The 18,114-nt window shown below is 64.4% G+C and carries 19 protein-coding genes; 15 read left to right on the plus strand and 4 right to left on the minus strand.

All coding sequences use genetic code 11. The features are described from left to right. Together BST12_RS26190 and BST12_RS26195 are read left to right on the plus strand one after the other, a co-directional pair. On the plus strand, positions 1 to 1,399 hold a 1,399-nt coding region (locus BST12_RS26190; protein ID WP_139801949.1), incomplete at its 5' end, for a thioesterase domain-containing protein. Positions 1,400 to 1,432: 33 nt separating this feature from the next. After that, on the plus strand, positions 1,433 to 3,265 hold the full coding sequence (locus BST12_RS26195; protein ID WP_139801950.1) for a flavin-containing monooxygenase: 1,833 nt from the start codon (positions 1,433 to 1,435) through the stop codon (positions 3,263 to 3,265). 5 nt (positions 3,266 to 3,270) lie between these two features. Here BST12_RS26195 and BST12_RS26200 read toward each other — a convergent pair whose 3' ends face one another. From BST12_RS26200 to BST12_RS32300, 3 genes are all read right to left on the minus strand, one after another. Further along, the gene (locus BST12_RS26200; protein ID WP_083116146.1) at positions 3,271 to 4,110 is read right to left on the minus strand and encodes a class I SAM-dependent methyltransferase; all 840 of its coding nucleotides are present in this window, start codon (positions 4,108 to 4,110) and stop codon (positions 3,271 to 3,273) included. Positions 4,111 to 4,285: 175 nt separating this feature from the next. Beyond that, entirely contained in the window at positions 4,286 to 5,356 is a 1,071-nt protein-coding gene (locus BST12_RS26205; protein WP_083116135.1) for a M29 family metallopeptidase, read from the minus strand. Further along, positions 5,357 to 5,518 (minus strand): hypothetical protein, encoded by a 162-nt coding sequence (locus BST12_RS32300; RefSeq protein WP_170062205.1) that lies wholly within the window; start codon positions 5,516 to 5,518, stop codon positions 5,357 to 5,359. Between the two features lie 113 nt (positions 5,519 to 5,631). On the opposite strand from BST12_RS32300, the gene BST12_RS26210 reads away from it, so the two are divergent. Further along, positions 5,632 to 6,906, plus strand: a complete 1,275-nt coding sequence (locus BST12_RS26210) for a cytochrome P450 (protein WP_245850587.1) — start codon at positions 5,632 to 5,634, stop codon at positions 6,904 to 6,906. Here the strand turns inward: BST12_RS26210 and BST12_RS26215 are convergent. After that, complete coding sequence (locus BST12_RS26215; protein WP_083116136.1) at positions 6,887 to 7,831, minus strand: class I SAM-dependent methyltransferase; 945 nt, start codon at positions 7,829 to 7,831, stop codon at positions 6,887 to 6,889. The genes BST12_RS26210 and BST12_RS26215 overlap by 20 nt on opposite strands. Before the next feature lie 227 nt (positions 7,832 to 8,058). Between BST12_RS26215 and secY the strand changes: the two genes are divergently transcribed. The 12 genes from secY to BST12_RS26275 all read left to right on the plus strand — a co-directional run. After that, the gene (gene secY / locus BST12_RS26220; RefSeq protein WP_083116137.1) at positions 8,059 to 9,384 is read left to right on the plus strand and encodes a preprotein translocase subunit SecY; all 1,326 of its coding nucleotides are present in this window, start codon (positions 8,059 to 8,061) and stop codon (positions 9,382 to 9,384) included. After that, the gene (locus tag BST12_RS26225) at positions 9,381 to 9,926 is read left to right on the plus strand and encodes an adenylate kinase (protein ID WP_083116138.1); all 546 of its coding nucleotides are present in this window, start codon (positions 9,381 to 9,383) and stop codon (positions 9,924 to 9,926) included. The genes secY and BST12_RS26225 overlap by 4 nt, the downstream gene beginning before the upstream one ends. Before the next feature lie 2 nt (positions 9,927 to 9,928). Beyond that, positions 9,929 to 10,729 carry a type I methionyl aminopeptidase gene (map, locus tag BST12_RS26230; protein WP_083116139.1) on the plus strand — a complete coding sequence of 267 codons (801 nt, stop codon included), beginning with the start codon at positions 9,929 to 9,931 and terminating at the stop codon, positions 10,727 to 10,729. A 58-nt stretch (positions 10,730 to 10,787) separates the two neighbouring features. After that, complete coding sequence (locus BST12_RS26235) at positions 10,788 to 11,333, plus strand: sigma-70 family RNA polymerase sigma factor (protein ID WP_083116140.1); 546 nt, start codon at positions 10,788 to 10,790, stop codon at positions 11,331 to 11,333. Positions 11,334 to 11,390: 57 nt separating this feature from the next. After that, positions 11,391 to 12,107, plus strand: coding sequence for an anti-sigma factor family protein (locus BST12_RS26240; RefSeq protein ID WP_139801951.1), 717 nt, complete (start codon positions 11,391 to 11,393; stop codon positions 12,105 to 12,107). A gap of 39 nt (positions 12,108 to 12,146) precedes the next feature. Continuing rightward, on the plus strand, positions 12,147 to 13,847 hold the full coding sequence (locus tag BST12_RS26245) for a thiamine pyrophosphate-binding protein (RefSeq protein WP_083116142.1): 1,701 nt from the start codon (positions 12,147 to 12,149) through the stop codon (positions 13,845 to 13,847). Further along, on the plus strand, positions 13,828 to 14,475 hold the full coding sequence (locus BST12_RS26250; RefSeq protein WP_083116143.1) for an SRPBCC family protein: 648 nt from the start codon (positions 13,828 to 13,830) through the stop codon (positions 14,473 to 14,475). Before BST12_RS26245 ends, BST12_RS26250 begins: the two co-directional genes overlap by 20 nt. A gap of 8 nt (positions 14,476 to 14,483) precedes the next feature. Next, a complete protein-coding gene (locus BST12_RS26255; protein WP_083116148.1) occupies positions 14,484 to 15,503 on the plus strand; it encodes a 3-oxoacyl-ACP synthase III family protein in 1,020 nt (339 codons plus the stop codon). Further along, positions 15,503 to 16,546 carry a pyridoxal phosphate-dependent aminotransferase gene (locus BST12_RS26260; protein ID WP_372511098.1) on the plus strand — a complete coding sequence of 348 codons (1,044 nt, stop codon included), beginning with the start codon at positions 15,503 to 15,505 and terminating at the stop codon, positions 16,544 to 16,546. Before BST12_RS26255 ends, BST12_RS26260 begins: the two co-directional genes overlap by 1 nt. Before the next feature lie 8 nt (positions 16,547 to 16,554). Beyond that, positions 16,555 to 17,055, plus strand: a complete 501-nt coding sequence (locus BST12_RS26265) for a MarR family transcriptional regulator (protein WP_083116144.1) — start codon at positions 16,555 to 16,557, stop codon at positions 17,053 to 17,055. A 20-nt stretch (positions 17,056 to 17,075) separates the two neighbouring features. Further along, on the plus strand, positions 17,076 to 17,621 hold the full coding sequence (locus BST12_RS26270; RefSeq protein WP_083116145.1) for a TIGR03086 family metal-binding protein: 546 nt from the start codon (positions 17,076 to 17,078) through the stop codon (positions 17,619 to 17,621). 102 nt (positions 17,622 to 17,723) lie between these two features. Beyond that, the coding region (locus BST12_RS26275) for a PE family protein (protein WP_139801953.1) at positions 17,724 to 18,114 on the plus strand (391 nt) is incomplete at its 3' end.

Raw genomic sequence — 18,114 nt, forward strand, 5'->3', positions numbered from 1 at the left:
GGGGCATGGGTATTGGGGTCGGGCGGGGTTGACCGCCTCGCGGTTTGTGGCATGCCCGTTCGGGGAGCCGGGGATGCGGATGTATCGCTCGGGTGATGTGGTGCGGTGGGGTGCCGACGGGCAGTTGGAGTTTTTGGGGCGTGCCGATGAGCAGGTCAAGATCCGTGGGCATCGCATCGAGCCAGCTGAAGTCAGCGCGGCGATGGCCAGTGTGGACGGTGTCGATCAAGCGGTGGTGATCGCTCGTGAGGACCGTCCGGGTGATCGGCGGTTGGTGGGCTATGCCACCGGCACCGCTGATCCGGCGAGTGTGCGGGCCCACCTGGCCGGCGTGTTACCGGCCTATATGGTTCCCGCGGCGGTAGTGATGTTGGCGCAGTTGCCGTTGACGATTAACGGCAAACTCGACACCAAAGCTTTGCCGGCTCCCGAGTACGGCAGCACTGACGGGTATCGGGCCCCGTCGAGCCCGACGGAGGAGGTCTTGGCCGCGATCTATGCCCAGGTCTTGGGTGTCGAGCGGGTGGGGGTGGACGACTCGTTCTTTGACCTGGGTGGGGATTCGTTGTTGGCGATGCGGGTGATCGCTGGGATCAATGCCGCGTTGGATGTCCGGTTGAGTGTGCGCGCGCTGTACGACTCGCCAACGGTGACGGGCCTCGTCTCACTCCTTGATGCACCGAGCCGCGCATTGGACGTCGTCGCGCCTGTCAGGGTGCTGCAAGACGGATCTGGATCTCCGCTGTTTTGTATCCATCCCGGCAGCGGCGTTAGCTGGCCATACCGGGCATTGGGTCCATATCTAGATTGTCCGATTGTCGGTATCCAACAAAACGCACACGCTGACTCTGGATCCGTTCGCAGCCTTGCGAAGGATTACGCCCAGCGGCTTGTGGAATTTTATCCCGAGGGCCCGTACAACATTCTCGGCTGGTCTTTCGGTGGAAACGTTGCCCACGAGCTCGCCATCGAGCTTAGTCGTAGTGGATATGTGGTTCGACGCCTAATAATCCTAGACGGTGTGGCCAGCCATGATGACGCAATAAATATTTACGGTGCCGCACAGATGGACGACGATGATTTGGGTCTGGATCAGGTCTTGGAGCAAGATCGGGGAGCCGACGCCCGCGCGTTCGGAGAACTACGCGACCTTATCGTTAAGAATACGAACGCTAATGTTCGATATCGATCCGAACACACGGTTGACGTGTTTGACGGAGACCTGACCATATTTTCGGCAATCGGGAGCGCACCCAGTGGGGCAATTCGGCAAAGTTGGCTCCCATATGTAACCGGTGATATCACCGACTATCCGGTTGATTGCACCCATCATGACATGTTGACCACCCAGGCCGTTGAGTTGTTTGGTAAGCAACTCAGAGCGGTATTAGAAGGCTAACCGAGCCGGCAAAGTGAGTTCGAGGAGATAACTGTGAAAGTAGGCGTGATCGGAGCCGGCCCTTCAGGACTGACGACGATAAAGCAGCTGCGCGACGAGGGGCATGACGTCGTATGCTTTGAAAAAAGCGCCGACATCGGCGGTATCTGGTACCGCGACGGCGAAGACAGTGAATCGATGAAAGCCTACGATGATCTGTACCTCACCATTTCCATGAAGCTCATGTCTTTTTCGGACTTCATGGTAGAGGACCGCGTGTTTGCCGATCGCCAAGGCTACTTACGGTACTTGAACGACTACGCCGACAAGTATGGCCTGCGGCAATGCATCAAGTTCAATTCTACGGTCGATGCCATCGAAAAAACCGGTGACCACTGGAAGGTTTCGGTTACCGCGAACGGGCGCCAAGAACACCACACATTCCAAGCACTCGCCGTCTGCAGCGGCCCCTTCCAGACGCCGGCGAACAACATACCTTACCTCAAACAATTCTCCGGCGAAGTGATCCATTCCTCTCGGTACCGGAATAATCGCGAGTTCGCAGGGAAGCGCGTACTCGTTATCGGCCTTTCCGAATCTGGCGCCGATATCGTCAGGCAGATTTCGGACGTCGCGTCCGAGTGCACGCTGGCGATTCGCTCGCGTTCCTATCTAGTCCCTCGTCTCTATGATGGGCAATATTCGACAGATAGCACGACGCTTCGGGCCCATCATTATGAGATGTACGTCCGCTCGTCGGAGCAGCCCTTCAGCATGGGGGCTTTCTTCCAGGACGAGACAATGTCAATGGGTTCCTTCATGGACGCCATCAGGCAGCACGGCACGCGGGCCGCAATGGCAGAAGCGGCAAGCGCATTAGATCTGGAATCGCTCGGAGCGGATTTCTTGTCCGACGGCCGCAGAGAGCCGGTAACCGCAGTGTCCGACGCCATAACGAAGGTAATACTCGGGGCGCCGAAGGTCGACGCTGGTGACCTCGACCCGCGGAACAGCCTCGGTCAACCGTTGTACCCCCCGAAGCTTGATCTGTTCACCGAGGGAAACAAGGAGACATTCGAATACATCTCCGAATGGAACCGAAAGTCTCACAACGGCGAAGATTCCTACTCGCCGCGTGTCATCTTCTGTAAGAACGTTTCATTTGTGCCCAACATCCTGAATGGGAAGATTCAGGTGAACGATAGCGACATCGAGACTATAGAAGGCAGTACGGTCTACTTCAAGGACCAGACCACCAAAGATTACGATTGCATAGTTCTGTGTACCGGGTTCGAACGCGACTTCTCATTCCTGCGCGGTGTGGAAATCCCAGAGAACAACGTCCGCCATTTGTACAAACACGCGTTCCATCCCCAGCACGGCGGTCGTCTTGCGCTTATCGGGTTCGTCCGGCCATTCAGCGGTGGTATTCCTATTTGCGCTGAGATGCAGGCGCGGTACTTCGCCCTCCTTTGCAGCGATAAGCTCGAGTTGCCCGCGGACATCGTTGACCGAATCAAAGCGGACAAGGCGTGGGAGGAGAAGTGGACCGAGTTGAGTCCTCGCCACTCCGAGGCGGTTCCGTCGCAACTCTTTTTCCTCGACTCGATCGCGAAAGATATAGGATGCTTGCCCACCTGCGAACAGCTGGTTGATGAACCGGAGCTCTTGGTAAAACTTTGGTTTTATCCATTCAATCAGCTGTGCTACCGGCTTGTCGGCCCCCATAGCATGCAGGGCGACGCGAAGAAATCAATTCTGAGCGAAAGACTGCCGGCGGATAGCGTGCTCAGCATGTTCTATTTCATGGCGAGTTCACTTTGGCCGCCTCATATGCGCCCAAAGGCTTTGGCGTTGAACCCGACCCTATGGGAGCTGGATGATTAGTGGCTTCAGCGCGTCGCGGTAACGGCGATGACGTTACTCAGTTGCGACGCGTCGTCATCCAGGAGCCGGCCGTAATCGCTGGACAGATCCCGGCGTGCCCGGGTGTCCACCTGCCACCCGTGACCGGTCAGGTAGTCGACGACACTCGTGCGTTCACCGTCGAAGAACAGGCCCGACAGGTCGATGTCGCAGCCCAGATTGATCCACCGCTGGGTGAACTCCTGGGCGCGCTGGCTCATCGACTCGCCGGAGTCCGGGTGGTACTCGGTGGCCAGTTGACTGCCGGGTGCGCTGAGGGCGGTGATGTTGTCGAAGAGCCGGTCCTGAGCTTCCGGCGGAAGATACATCAGCAGGCCTTCGGCAATCCAGGCGGTGGGCAACTTCTGGTCAAACCCGCTGTGGCGCAACGCATCCGGCCAGTCGTCGCGCAGATCGATGCTGACGGCCTTGCGGTGTGCCGCGGGGGTGGCGCCCAGCGCTGACAGGGTGGCGTTCTTGAACTCAATGACCTTGGGCTGGTCGATCTCGTAGACAACCGTGCCGCGTGGCCAGGACAGTCGGTAGGTCCGGGCATCAAGGCCGGCGGCCAGAATGACCAGTTGCCGAATACCGGCGCGTGAGGCGTCGAGCAGGAACTGGTCGAAGAAGCGGGTCCGGACCGCGATCGAAGTGGTGACCAGTCGCAAGTCGCCGGCGGCTTCAGGGGTTTTGGCGTCCGGTATCTCGCCGTCCACGAGGCGGGTGAAGAAGTCGAGGCCGACCGCCCGCACCAGTGGTCCGGCGAACGGGTCGCTGATGATGGGGTCTTGTTCCTCGCTGGCGAGCGCGCGGGCGGCGGCGACCATTGTTGCCGTCGCCCCCACACTCGATGCCAGGTCCCAGCTATCACCAGCGGATCGCTTCGGGTCGGAATTGGTCCCGGAATTGGTCCCGGAATTGGTCTCGGAATTGGTCACAGCGCTCCTGATTGCCGTTCGGTGGCCTACCCAACGATCATGCCTGCCGGCTACCGGGGCGGCATCAAACGGCGTCGACGTGCAGCACGTCACCCAATTCCGACACCGCTGCGGGGTCGGGATTCAAGCTGCGAAGTGCGCCGCGGTCCCAGCGGCCGTCGGCGAACACGAGCGCATCGTCAAACCAGATTGAACAGTCGTCCAGGATCAGGTCGAGATGCAGTGGCGCGCTCCAGCCGACCTTCGTCTTCGGCTGTGTCGGGCTGCCCAGCCCGAGGTGCAGGCCCGCGTGGCGTTCATTGATGTGCGATACGAAATCGACCCACTCCGTTATGCCTTCGTTGGTGCCGAAACCGACCTCGCCCACCCGGTCGGCATTCTCGACTTCGAAGAAGTTGTTCAAGATGCCCGCGATCAGCGGATCGGCACAACTGGCTCCGGTCACCGTGGACTCCGTTATTTCCAGAGTGACCGGGTGATCGGCCAACCTGGGATCGCCGGGAAACCCGAAGCTCGAGTTGAGGGCGCCGTCCGCGACGAATGTTCCGGTCACGTGCGGGGTGTAGGTGTTGACCTCGCCGGGGGGCAGGATGCCCGGGAACTGGCCGCCGAAATAGCCGCAACTGTTCGTCCAGCCGCCGTCTTCCAGCGGACGGATGTGTAGGTCGGTGCCAAACCCATTGGTGACATGGATGTCTCGCGTGGCTTTGGCCGCCGCGATGATCGAGCTGTTCAAAGAGTCCAGGGATTCCCGATCCACCGCGAGCGCCAGCCTGAACAACTCGGGGGAGAAGTTGAAGAGCCGAAAGACGCGGGTCCGTCCGGGGACGGACTCGAGATGTTCGAGCACCTTGCCGCGATGCGGGCTGGACACCCTACTCACCAGCAACAACACATCGCGGTCCGCCGGAATGCAAACGTCCAGATAGTCGGCTGGTTTCAGCTCGGCATCTGCCGCGCCGGCATGGATGCGTGCCCGCAAAACCTCGAGCAGGCCCTGGTCGTCCTCAGCCTCAAGCTCGTCAGAGTAGAGAATGAGAACGCGGTCTTGCGGCCGCAACTCGAGATAGCTCGAGCACAGCGTGTCCATGCCGTGCAGCACCGACGGATCGGCTCCTCTTCCCTCCGCGTTCATTCAGTGGACGGTGCAGATGCAGAGCCAGGCGTCGTCCGCGACGTTTGCCGGATCGGTGCGGGCGAGTGCGATCTTTGCGTTGACGGCACGAAGCGCCTCGAGATCTGCAGCGCAGAGACCCTTGGACGCGAGCGGTTGGTTGCTGTTGACAACGATGGACATTGACCATCCCTTTCTGATTGAGACACCGAACTACATCGGCACCAGCAATGTTGCACATATGCAATAATAAATCAAGCGGATGATTACTTAGGGGAAGTGTTGTTGGGAGCAATGTGTTAGCTGACGGGCTGGACTCGATCGACTTCTTCACCGACGAGACCCTGCTGCCAAACCCATACCCCTACTTCGAGCGCCTGCGAAGCGGGGGCCCGGTGGCCAAACTGCCGCATCACGGCGTGGTTGTTGTCACTGGTCACGAGGAGGGTTGCGTCGTTTACAAGGACTGCGAGACGTACTCGTCGATAGTGGCGGTGGGCGGACCGTTTCCGCCGTTGCCCTTCGAGCCGGCGGGCGACGACATCACTGAGCAGATCGAGCGGCATCGCGACCAGATGCCGATGAACCAGTACCTGACCACGATGGATCCACCCGAGCATGCCCGGGCGCGATCCCTGCTGAGCCGTTTGCTGACGCCCAGCCGCATCAAGGCGAACGAGCAGCTGCTGCGCCGCCGGGCGGACGAGCAGATCGACCGCTTCATCGACGCCGGTAGGTGCGAGTTCGTGTCCGATTACGCCAAGCCGTACTCCGCCGGAGTGATTGCGGACCTGTTCGGCATACCGGCCGGCGACCGCGACACGTTCGAGGCGCCGCGCCCGAGCGTCCCCGCGGGCGCGATGGATCAGTCACCGGTACAACACAATTCGCTGGAGTGGCTCGACGACAAGTTCGCCTACTACCTGGCGCAGCGGCGGCGCGAACCGCGTCGCGATGTGCTGACGCGGCTGGCCGATGCGCGTTATCCCGACGGGTCGACACCCGAAGTCGCAGATGTCGCTCGCAGCGCCACACTGCTGTTCACCGCGGCGCGCGGTGCCACCGCGGTACTGCTGAGTTGGTCGATGCGGCTGCTGGCCGAGCGTCCCGACCTGATGGCCCTGCTGCGAGATGACCACAGCCGGATCCCGAAATTCGTCGAGGAAGTGCTTCGGATGGAGAGTCCGGTGAAAAGCGACTTCCGGCTGGCGCGCAAGACGACCACGCTCGGCGGCGTTCCGATTGCCGCGGGCACCACGGTGATGGTGTGTCCGGGAGCCATCAACCGCGACCCCCGCAAGTTCGTGGATGCGGATGAATTCCAGCTGAATCGGCGCAATGCGCGCGACCATGTGGCATTCGGCCGCGGAGCCCACACCTGTCCGGGTGCGACGCTGGCCCGGGCGGAGGCACGCGTTTCCGTGGAACGCCTTCTCGACCGGATGAGTCAGATCGAATTGAATCCGGCCGAACACGGCCCGGCCGGCGCTCGCAGGTACGGCTACGAGCCCACCTACACGCTGCGGGCGCTGACCGATTTACACCTCGAGTTCAGTCCAGCTCGGCGCTGAGGTAGACCACATCGCCGAACGGGGCGTCGTCGCCCACGCCCAACGGCAGGCCGTGTGCGGCGAAAAGCTCCGAGTTGGTCGAGCCGGTGATCCGCCACCCGTGGCCGGCCAGATAGGTGCCGGCATCGGTGCGGTCGTCGAAATACACCAGGGCGGCCATATCCAGATCGAAGCCGTGCCGGTTCCACCGCTCGTTCTGGCGGCGCATGCGACGGCGGAGTTCGTCCTCGTTGAGTTCGTTGATGTCGGGCAGCCCCTCGGTGGCGAACCGGCTGCCCGGCACGCTTAGGGCGGTGATCTGGTCGAGCAGGCGGTCCTGGGCTTCGGCCGGCAGGTATCCCAGCAGCCCTTCGGCGATCCAGGCGGTGCGCTGGGCCCGGTCGAAGCCGGCCGCCCGCAGCTCGGCCGGCCAGTCGTCGCGCAGGTCGACAGCTACGGTGCGACGAGCCGCAGCGGGCTGCGCGTTCAGTCCGGACAGTGTCGTGGACTTGAACTCGATCACCTGCGGCTGGTCGATTTCGAACACGGTGGTCCCCGCCGGCCACGGCAGCCGGTAGGCGCGCGAATCCAAGCCGGACGCGAGGATCACGGCCTGCCGGATGCCGGCCGCGGTCGCGTCGAGGAAGAAGTCGTCGAAAAACCGGGTCCGCACGGCCATCGCATTGGCGAAGTGCTGCATGCCATTCGCGGTCTCTTCGTCGAGGTCAGCACCATCGAGCTGGCCGTCGGCCATCTTGGTGAAGAAGTCGACGCCCACCGCGCGGACCAGTGGCCCGGCGAAGTTGTCGGTGGCGACGGCCCCCGCGCCACCGACATCCCGTGCGGCCACCGCGCGCGCCGCCGCCACCATGGTGGCCGTCAAACCCACGCTGGACGCCAGGTCCCAGGTGTCGCCGTCAAACCGTGCGGTGCCCGTCTGGGTCATGCATTGCTCCTGCCGATGAGATTCAATGAGATTACTTAGCCAATATAATGAGCTACCAAAACTGTACGCCTCGACCGGCGCAACCCAGCGGCCCTGGACGGACCTGCCCAAACCAGCTGTTAGTCTCGTACACGGTTTGACGCGCTGTAGATAATGCGGCCGTACGTCCTGGCCTGCGGGTGTTGGGCGCGTAACGCAGGTTAACCCCCGGCTGCGCAGGAGGAAGAGTGCTTTCGGCTTTCATCTCGTCACTGCGAACAGTGGACTTGAGACGGAAGATCCTCTTCACGTTGGGCATCGTGGTTCTGTACCGCGTCGGGGCCGCGCTGCCGTCGCCCGGCGTCAACATCCCCAACGTGCAGCAGTGCATCAAAGAGGCCAGCGGCGGCGCTGCTGGACAGATCTACTCCCTGATCAACCTGTTCTCCGGTGGCGCGCTGCTGAAGCTGACGGTGTTCGCGGTGGGCGTGATGCCCTACATCACCGCCAGCATCATCGTGCAGCTGCTGACAGTGGTCATCCCGCGCTTCGAAGAGCTGCGCAAAGAAGGCCAGTCCGGCCAGGCCAAGATGACCCAGTACACCCGCTACCTGGCGATCGCACTGGCCATCCTGCAGGCCACCAGCATCGTGGCGCTGGCCGCCAACGGCGGTCTGCTGCAGGGCTGCCAGCTGGACATCATCTCCGACCAGAGCATCTTCGCCTCGGTCGTCATCGTGCTGGTGATGACCGCGGGCGCGGCGCTGGTGATGTGGATGGGCGAGCTGATCACCGAACGCGGCATCGGCAACGGCATGTCGCTGCTAATCTTCGTCGGCATCGCCGCCCGCATTCCCGCCGAGGGCCACGACATCCTGGAAAGCCGCGGCGGGGCCATTTTCACGGCGGTCTGTGTGGCCGCCCTGATCATCATCGTCGGCGTCGTATTCGTCGAGCAGGGCCAGCGCCGCATCCCGGTGCAATACGCCAAGCGCATGGTGGGCCGGCGGATGTACGGCGGAACCTCGACGTATCTACCGCTGAAGGTCAACCAGGCCGGCGTTATCCCGGTGATCTTCGCCTCGTCGCTGATCTACATCCCGCATCTGATCACCCAGCTGATCCGCAGCGGTAGCGGCGGAGTGGGCCACAGCTGGTGGGACAAGTTCGTCGGCACTTACCTGTCCGACCCCAGCAATCCCGCCTATATCGGCATCTATTTCGGGCTCATCGTGTTCTTCACGTACTTCTATGTGTCGATCACGTTCAATCCCGACGAGCGCGCCGACGAGATGAAGAAGTACGGCGGCTTCATTCCGGGGATCCGGCCGGGACGGCCGACGGCCGATTATCTGCGTTATGTGCTGAGTCGTATTACCCTTCCAGGGTCGATCTACCTGGGCGTTATCGCAGTGTTGCCTAACATGTTCCTGCAGATCGGCAACGGCGGCGGCGTCCAGAACTTACCCTTCGGGGGTACTGCGGTGCTGATCATGATCGGCGTCGGCCTGGATACCGTCAAACAAATCGAGAGTCAGCTCATGCAGCGCAACTACGAAGGGTTCCTCAAGTGAGAGTCGTTTTGCTGGGACCGCCGGGAGCGGGCAAGGGGACGCAGGCCCAGAAGCTGGCCGAAAAGCTCGGCATTCCACAGATCTCCACCGGCGAACTCTTCCGGAGCAACATCGAAGAAGGCACCAAGCTCGGTGTGGAGGCCAAGCGCTATCTGGACGCCGGTGACCTGGTGCCCTCGGAACTGACCAACGAGCTCGTCGACGACCGGCTTAACGACCCGGACGCGGCCAACGGATTCATCCTCGACGGGTACCCGCGCTCGCTGCAGCAGGCCAAGGCGCTGCACGAGATGCTGGGTCGCCGGGGCACCGACATCGATGCCGTCGTGGAGTTCCGGGTGTCCGAGGAGGAACTGCTGACCCGGCTCAAGGGCCGCGGTCGCGCCGACGACACCGACGAGGTCATCCTCAACCGGATGAAGGTCTACCGTGACGAGACCGCCCCGCTGCTCGAGTACTACAGCGACGAGTTGAAGACTGTCGATGCCGTGGGCACCGTGGACGAAGTCTTCACGCGCGCGCTGGCGGCATTGGGTAAGTAGGCATGCGGGCGTTGGCACGACTGCGAGGTCGCAGGGTCGTGCCGACGCGCACCGCCGGCGAACTCGACGCAATGGCCGCGGCCGGGGCCGTCGTCGCCACGGCGTTGGCAGCGGTCCGCGCGGCCGCGGTCGCCGGGGTCTCGAGCCTGAGTCTGGACGAGATCGCCGAGTCGGTGATCCGCGAGGCCGGCGCTGTTCCGTCATTCCTGGGCTATCACGGCTACCCGGCCTCCATCTGTGCTTCGGTCAACGACCGGGTGGTGCACGGCATCCCGTCGGCCGCCGAAATCCTGGCGCACGGCGACCTGGTGTCCATCGACTGCGGCGCGGTGCTCGACGGCTGGCATGGTGATGCGGCGATCACCTTCGGCATCGGCGCCCTCATTCCGGCCGACGAGTCGCTGTCGGCGGCGACCAAGGAATCGCTGGAGGCCGGAATTGCGGCGATGGTGGTCGGGAACCGGTTGACCGACGTCGCCCACGCCATCGAAAAAGGGACCCGCGCCGCCGAAATCCGCTACGACCGCGCGTTCGGGATCGTAGAGGGCTACGGCGGCCACGGCATCGGCCGGCAGATGCACATGGATCCGTTTCTGCCCAACGAAGGGACCCCCGGGCGGGGGCCGCTGCTGGCGGCGGGATCGGTGCTGGCCATCGAGCCGATGCTGACCCTCGGAACCACCAGAACGGTGGTCCTCGATGACAAGTGGACGGTTACCACCGCCGACGGGTCGCGCGCCGCACACTGGGAACACACCGTGGCCGTCACCGAGGACGGGCCACGCATTCTGACCCTCGCTTAGCGCTGAACTATTGAACTAGACGCATACTCCACTCGTGTCAGTAGGCGGAGGTGGTCGAGTGGCTCGCGTGGCCGGCACTCGGGGGTCGTCCGGGGCAGCGGAAGCCGCTCTGATGAAGGCTCTGTATGACGAGCATGCCGCGGTTCTCTGGCGCTATGCGCTCCGCTTGACACAAGACGCAAGCCAGGCCGAGGACGTGGTTCAGGAGACGCTGTTGCGGGCCTGGCAGCATCCGGAAGTCATCGGCGATACGGAAAGGTCAGCACGGGCGTGGTTGTTCACCGTGGCGCGCAACATGATCATCGACGAGCGACGCAGCGCGCGCGCTCGCAACGTCGTGGCCTCGACCGACGTGGACGGCGCCCCCGAGCAGTCGACACCGGACGAGGTGAACGCGGCGCTGGACCGACTGCTGATAACCGATGCCATGGCGCAACTGTCCATCGAGCATCGGGCGGTGATCGAGCGGTCCTACTACCGCGGCTGGACTACTGCCCAGATCGCCACTGACCTGGGAATCGCGGAAGGAACAGTGAAGTCGCGCCTACACTATGCGGTGCGGGCATTGCGGCTCACTCTGCAGGAACTTGGAGTCACACGATGACGGCCATCCAGACGATCGTCGGCTCCGAATGCTTGAGGGTGACAGGAGATGGATGACATGAGGACACCGCTTCAGGGGCTTGGCCCGCCCGGTGACCGCTATATGACGTGGGATGCCGCTTACGTGCTGGGGTCATTGTCGGCGGCCGATCGCCGCGAATTCGAAGAGCACATGGCGCAATGCCAGCCATGCCGGGAAGCCGTGGCCGAATTGTGCGGTGTGCCGGCCCTGCTGTCACAACTGAGCCCGGCCGACGTGGCCGCTCTCGACGAATCCGGTCCGGTGGCGGCGGCACCGCAGATGTCGCCGGAGTTGTTGCCGTCCCTGTTGGCGACGGTGCGTTGGCGCCGCCGGCGGACCCGCCTGGCCACCTGGGCGGCCTCGGCCGCCGCGGCCGTGGTGCTGGGCATCGGTGTGCTGGTGGGCGCGCAAGGGCATCCCGCCCCTCCGCAGCAGGCGACCGTGTCGGCCCAGCCGATGGCGCAGGTCGGCACGAACCTGCTGACGTCGACGGTTTCCTTCAGCAGCCACAACTGGGGGACGTTCATCAATCTGCAGTGTGTCTGCCTGGCCCCGCCGGACGCGCATCACGACACGCTGGCCATGGTCGTGGTTGGCCGCGACGGCAGCCAAACCCGGCTGGCGACCTGGGTGGCCGAGCCCGGTCACACCGCAACGCCGGCGGGCAGCATTTCTACGCCGGTCGACCAGATCGCCGCGGTTCAGGTGGTTTCGGCGGAAAGCGGACAGATCCTGCTGCAACGTTCGCTGTAGACAGCTGAACTCGAGCTCGCTGCCCGTCGTGTTACAGACATGCCCAGGAAGTACCGGGTGGTCGACTACATCGTCGAGCAGCTCGCGGCAATCGGAATCGACCACATCTTCGGGGTGGACGGCGCCAACATCGAGGACTTGTACGACGCGGCTCATTTCCAGTCGTCGATCACCGCGATCCTGGCTAAGCACGAGTTCTCCGCGGCCACCATGGCCGACGGGTACAGCCGCAGCGGCGCCGGACTTGGTGTCGTAGCCGCCACGTCCGGCGGCGGCGCGCTGAATCTCGTCGCGGGCCTGGGGGAGTCGCTGGCCAGCCGTGTTCCGGTGCTGGCGCTGGTCGGCCAGGCCCCCACATCGATGGACGGCCGGGGCAGCTTTCAGGACACCAGCGGCCGCAATGGATCGCTGGACGCCACGGCGGTGTTCAGCGCGGTGTCGGTGGCGTGCCAGCGAGTGCTCACACCGGCCGACATCGTGTTCGCGTTGCCCCGGGCCGTCGCCGCCGCCCGCACCGGCGGGCCGTCAGTTCTGTTGCTGCCCAAGGATATTCAGCAAGGATACGTTGAGGTGGGTGGCGTGACCGGGCTGCAGGAGCCGCGGCCCATCGGCAATCCACAGCAGATAGTCCAGCTGCTGCGCGGGGTGAGTGGGCCGGTCACCATCATCGCCGGCGAGCAGGTGGCGCGCGACAACGCGCGCACCGAACTCGAAGTGCTGCGCACGGTGCTGCGCGCCCGGGTGGCGACCGTTCCCGATGCCAAAGACGTCGCGGGCACACCGGGTTTCGGGTCGTCGTCAGCGCTCGGGGTCACCGGCGTGATGGGCCACCCCGGTGTGGTGGAGGCGGTGGCAACCAGCGCGGTGTGCCTGGTGGTCGGCACCCGGCTTGCGGTCACCGCGCGCAGTGGTCTCGACGAGGCGCTGGAGTCGGTGGCGACGATCTCGATCGGATCGGCGCCGCCGCATGTTCGGTGCGCGCACGTGCACACCGACGACTTGCGCGGCTCGCTGCGCATGCTCACCGAGGCGCTTTCGGGCGCCGGCCGCCCCACCGGTGTGCGGGTGCCCGACGCGGTGTGCCGCACCGAACTGGCCGCACCGCCCTTCGTCGGGGCCGGGGTGCGGTACCGCGATGCCATGGCCGTGCTCGACGGTGTGTTACCCGACGGGACCGACATCGTGGTCGACGCCGGCAATACCGGCGCGGCCGCAATCCACTACCTCCCGGCGCGGCGAGACGGCAGATTCACCGTCGCACTCGGGATGGGCGGCATGGGCTACAGCTTCGGCGCCGGCATCGGGATGGCGTTCGGACGTGCCAACAGCGGACGGCCCGGCGGGCGAACCGTCGTAATCGCTGGCGACGGAGCGTTTTTCATGCACGGAATGGAAGTGCACACCGCGGTGCAGTACGGGCTTGCGGTGACTTTCATCGTGTTCAACAACAACGCCCACGCCATGTGCGTGACCCGCGAGCAGCTTTTCTACGACGATCTCTACAGCTACAACCGCTTCCGGCCCAGCCAACTGGGAGCCGGGCTCGCGGCGATGTTTCCGGGATTGGCCTCCGTCGACGTCAGCAACCTCGACGGGCTCGCCGCGGCAATGCGCGCGGCATTGGAAGCCGATGGGCCCGCGGTGGTCAGTGTCGAATGCGCCGCCGACGAAATCCCGCCGTTCGCACCGTTTCTCACCACCGTGAAGGAGAGCCGAGCCGATGTCGTTGCCAGCGCTTGAGGATATCCGCAGCCCCATTGACGGGGTGACCCGAATCGAAACCAGCCCGCGGGAGAAGGCGACCCCGATCATCATGGAGATGATGCGCTCGGTGTACCCGCACCACGAGGTCTTCGGCGACTACTGCACGGTCAACGATTTCATCGATTGCCCGCCCGACGAACTGTTCGGCTACCTGGCCGACACCCGCAGCCTCGAAGAGTGGACCTACAGCCTGCGCGGCTTCGAACCCACCGATGAACCAGGGCTGTGGCTGGCCCACGATCGCCTCGGTTCGGAGACCGAGATCTACACCCGCACCATTGCCAACGCGGCTGCCCGGACCGTCGACTATCACTGCGCCTGGGATCAGGGCAAGCACCTGTGGATGATCTACCTGATGCGTGTCGTCGACGCTCAGGTGGTCCTGGACAAGCCGGGTTCGGTTGTGCTGTGGACGAATTGCCATCACCCGTTCTACGACAAGAACCCATATCCGGAAGCCGCACCCCCGCAACGTCCGGTGTGGGTCGGCGACTTCTGGGACATGTTCGGCGCCGGCCATCTGCTGGAACTGAAGAACCTCAAGGCCATCGCGGAATACCGGCACCGCAACGGGCTTCCGGTCACACCCGGCTGGATGAGGTGAACGCCATGGTGAACGAACCTGCCGTCAGCCTTACCGACGTTTCCACCTACTTGCCCGGCGATCCGATCGCGGCGGACTACTACGCCCAGTTCGCGGAGTCCGACGACCTGCGCGACAACGTGATGTTTCGTGCCCCGAAGTTCCGCCATCACGTGTCGCCGGAGGAGAGTTCGATCGACATGATCGAGCGCGCAGCGCAGGGCCTGATCGAGCGGCACGGGCAGGACGTCATCGAGGGCGCCGACGTGCTGATCACCCACACTCAGGTGCCCGACATGGCGTTCTACGGCCAAGGGGGTGGCATCGCCCACCGGCTGGGCATGCGGCCGTCCTGGGTGCTCGATTTGCACAACGGTGGGTGCGCGGCATTTGTGTTGGCGCTCAACGTGGCTCGGCAACTGCTGGCGTCGGGCCAGGGGCGGACGGCATTGATCGCCATCGCGCAGAACGCCGCCGGCCAATTCTTCGACCAGCCCGGCGTGCGCCGCAAGGCGCAGTCCGCGGTACCGGGCGACGGCGCCGCGGTTGGACTGGTCACCCTGTCCGAGGAGTCGCCCGTGCTCGGTATCGAGTGCCGCACCTACGGCCAATACGCCGGTGAGATGACGCTGGCCTACGACCCGCCCCGCAAGTGGTGGCAAGCCGGCCCGGGGGAGGGCTCCATCGGTTTCACCGAAAGCAAGATCACCAAAGTCCTGGCCCGCGGTAACCGCCAGGTCCCCGAAGTGGCGCTTGCGGTCTGCGATCGAATCGGACTGGATCCCAAGGACATTGGTGTGCTGGTAACCAATCAGCCCAATCGGGTCTTCCTGCGCAACTGGCGTGAGGCACTCGAGTTGCGGGCCGAACGCCACCGCGACACCTTTGACGAGTGTGGCAACCTGTTCGGTGCCGGAATCCCGGTCAACCTGGACCGGGCGATCTCAGACGGGCAGCTCGAGGCCGGCGACGTGGTCATGATGGCAGCCTTCGCGCACGCCGGCGACTTCGCCGGTGCGGCCGCGGTGCGCTGGGGTGGGCGGGCCTGATGGCACCGTTCGGCAGGTCGATGGAAAGCCTCGCGGCCGATATCGACGATGCGCCGCCGCAGGCCGTCGATCCGTTTGCCTTGTCGCTCAACGAGAATCCGTTTCCGCCGCTGCCGGCGGTACGTTCGGCGTTGATCCGCTCGATCGATGCGGCCAATCGCTATCCCGAGTTCCTGCCCGAACGGCTGCGCAACGTGATCGCCGGCCATCTCGGTCTGCCCGCCGATCAGGTCGTGCTGGGCGCCGGGGCAACCGGCGTGGTGATGCAGGCGCTGCACGCGCTGAGCGCTCCCGGCGACGCGATCGCCATGTCGGCCCCGACGTTCGACGGGTATCCGATCGTGGCGCAAATGGCCCGGCTCAACGTCGTGACGGTCCCGCTCGACGAGCATGGTCACAACAATCTCGACGGGCTGGCCGAAGTCTCCGCGCACGCCCGGGTGGTGGTGGTGTGCCGGCCGCACAATCCGACCGGCACGCTGGAGCCATCGGCCCAGATCGTCAGATTTCTGCAGCGGGTTCCGCCGGACACGGTGGTGCTGCTCGACGAGGCGTATATCGAGTTCGTCGCCCCCGAACTACGCATCGATATCCGGGCGTTGCTAGCTCGCTTCACCAATGTCGTTGTGGTACGGACGTTTTCGAAGGCGTACGGGTTGGCGGGTCTGCGGATCGGCTATGGGCTGGCGGCGCCGGAGCTGGCCGCGACGCTGTGGGCGCATCAGCTGCCGTTCGGCATCGCGAGTTCCGGTCTGCTTGCGGTCGCGGCCTCCTATGAAGCCGAAGAGCAACTGCTGCAACGGGTTCGGCTGATTACCGCCGAACGGCGCTATCTGCGGATGCGGCTGAGCGCGATGCGGACCTACACCACCGACGCACACGCCAACTTCATGTACCTGCCGGCACGGGGTCGGCTGTGGCACGAGGTGTTCGCGAACAGTGGACTGCAGGTGCGGTTGTACGCCGACGGCGGGGCACGCGTCACCGTGGGCAACCGCGCGTCCACCACGGCGGTGCTGTCGGCGGTGGGGCAAGTGCGGTAAGAAGGGGCGTGGCTGCCTCACAAAAGCGTGACCCCATTGCCGCCGCCCGGGCCAACTGGGAGCGAGCCGGCTGGGGCGATGTGTCGCAGGGCATGGTGGCAGTGACGTCGGTGATGCGTGCGCATCAGATTCTGCTGGCCCGCGTCGAAACCGCGTTGCGTCCCTACGATCTGAGCTTCTCCCGCTTCGAGCTGCTGCGGCTACTGGCGTTCAGCCGCACCGGAGCGCTACCGATCACCAAGGCGTCAGACCGGCTGCAGGTCCACGTCACCAGCGTCACCCATGCGATCCGCCGCCTGGAGGCCGACGGGTTGGTGGAACGGGTCCCACATCCCACCGATGGGCGAACCACGCTGGTGCAGATCACCGACCTGGGCCGCTCCACGGTCGAGGACGCCACCGTGACCCTCAACCAGCAGGTGTTCGCCGATATCGGCATGGCCGCCGCGGAATCGCAGGCGCTGGTGTCGTCCATTGAAACGTTGCGGCGCACCGCCGGCGACTTCTAGATGCAGAGAAAGGCAGGAAAATGGATCCACTCGTTGCTCACCAGCGCGCCCAGGACGCCTTCGCGGGCGTCCTGGCCAACGTCGGCGCTGACCAGTTAGGCGCCCGCACGCCCTGTTCGGAGTGGACGGTCAACGATCTGATCGAGCATGTCATCGGCGGCAACGAGCAAGTCGGGCGATGGGCGGCCAACCCCGTCGAGCCGCCGGACCGGCCCGGGGGCGTCGGCGCGGCACATCAGAGTGCGGCCGCGGCCGCCCAGGCGGTATTCGCCGGGCCGGACGGCTTGACCACCACGTTCAACCTGCCCTTCGGGCAACTTCCCGGGCAGTTCTTCATCGGGATCCGCACCACCGATGTGCTGACCCACGCCTGGGATCTGGCCGCTGCCACCGGCCAATCCACTGACATCGATCCCGAGCTGGCGGCCGAGCAGCTGGTTGCCGCACGCAACTTTGTGGGTCCGCAATTCCGCGGGGAGGGCAAGCCGTTCCACGACGAGCAGCCGTGCCCAGCGGGGCACCCGGCGGCCGACCAGCTGGCCGCGTTCCTGGGCCGAGAGGTGTAGCAGCCAGCGCGCCGCCCCGATTCTTGGGATCGGTAGCGGCGCGAACGATGTCCACTCTCCGCAGGGTGACGACCAATCCGGTCGGCGTACTAGGAGGTGGCCATGTCGTTCGTGATCGCGGTGCCGGAGTTGATGGCAGATGCCGCAACGAGTTTGGCGAGTATCGGGTCGACGATCGGCGCGGCCAATGCCGCCGCGGCGGCTCCAACCGCGGCGTTGTTAGCCGCAGGCGCCGACGAGATATCGGAGGCCGTGGCCGCGCTGTTCAGCGCGCACGCCCAGTCGTATCAGGCGCTGGGGGCGCAGGCGGCGGCGTTTCACGACCAGTTCGTGCAGGCCTTGACCGCGGGTGCGGGCTCGTATGCGGCCGCTGATGCCGCCGCAGTGTCGCCGCTGCAGCAGCTGCTGAGCTTGGTGAATCAGCCCTTCATGAGCGCGCTGGGACGTCCGTTGATCGGCAACGGCGCCGACGGGGCGGCGGGGTCCGGGGACG

The sequence above is a fragment of the Mycobacterium angelicum genome (assembly GCF_002086155.1).
Lineage (GTDB): Bacteria > Actinomycetota > Actinomycetes > Mycobacteriales > Mycobacteriaceae > Mycobacterium > Mycobacterium angelicum.

What these genes read in the sequence shown, in the direction of transcription:
- BST12_RS26200 (WP_083116146.1), bottom strand. Translation starts at nt 4,110, where the DNA reads ATGGTCGCCGCCGCCCGCGCGCTCGCCAGCGAGGAACAAGACCCCATC.
- BST12_RS26205 (WP_083116135.1), bottom strand. Translation starts at nt 5,356, where the DNA reads ATGAACGCGGAGGGAAGAGGAGCCGATCCGTCGGTGCTGCACGGCATG.
- BST12_RS32300 (WP_170062205.1), bottom strand. Translation starts at nt 5,518, where the DNA reads ATGTCCATCGTTGTCAACAGCAACCAACCGCTCGCGTCCAAGGGTCTC.
- BST12_RS26215 (WP_083116136.1), bottom strand. Translation starts at nt 7,831, where the DNA reads ATGACCCAGACGGGCACCGCACGGTTTGACGGCGACACCTGGGACCTG.
- map (WP_083116139.1), top strand. Translation starts at nt 9,929, where the DNA reads ATGCGGGCGTTGGCACGACTGCGAGGTCGCAGGGTCGTGCCGACGCGC.
- BST12_RS26240 (WP_139801951.1), top strand. Translation starts at nt 11,391, where the DNA reads ATGAGGACACCGCTTCAGGGGCTTGGCCCGCCCGGTGACCGCTATATG.
- BST12_RS26245 (WP_083116142.1), top strand. Translation starts at nt 12,147, where the DNA reads ATGCCCAGGAAGTACCGGGTGGTCGACTACATCGTCGAGCAGCTCGCG.
- BST12_RS26250 (WP_083116143.1), top strand. Translation starts at nt 13,828, where the DNA reads ATGTCGTTGCCAGCGCTTGAGGATATCCGCAGCCCCATTGACGGGGTG.
- BST12_RS26260 (WP_372511098.1), top strand. Translation starts at nt 15,503, where the DNA reads ATGGCACCGTTCGGCAGGTCGATGGAAAGCCTCGCGGCCGATATCGAC.
- BST12_RS26270 (WP_083116145.1), top strand. Translation starts at nt 17,076, where the DNA reads ATGGATCCACTCGTTGCTCACCAGCGCGCCCAGGACGCCTTCGCGGGC.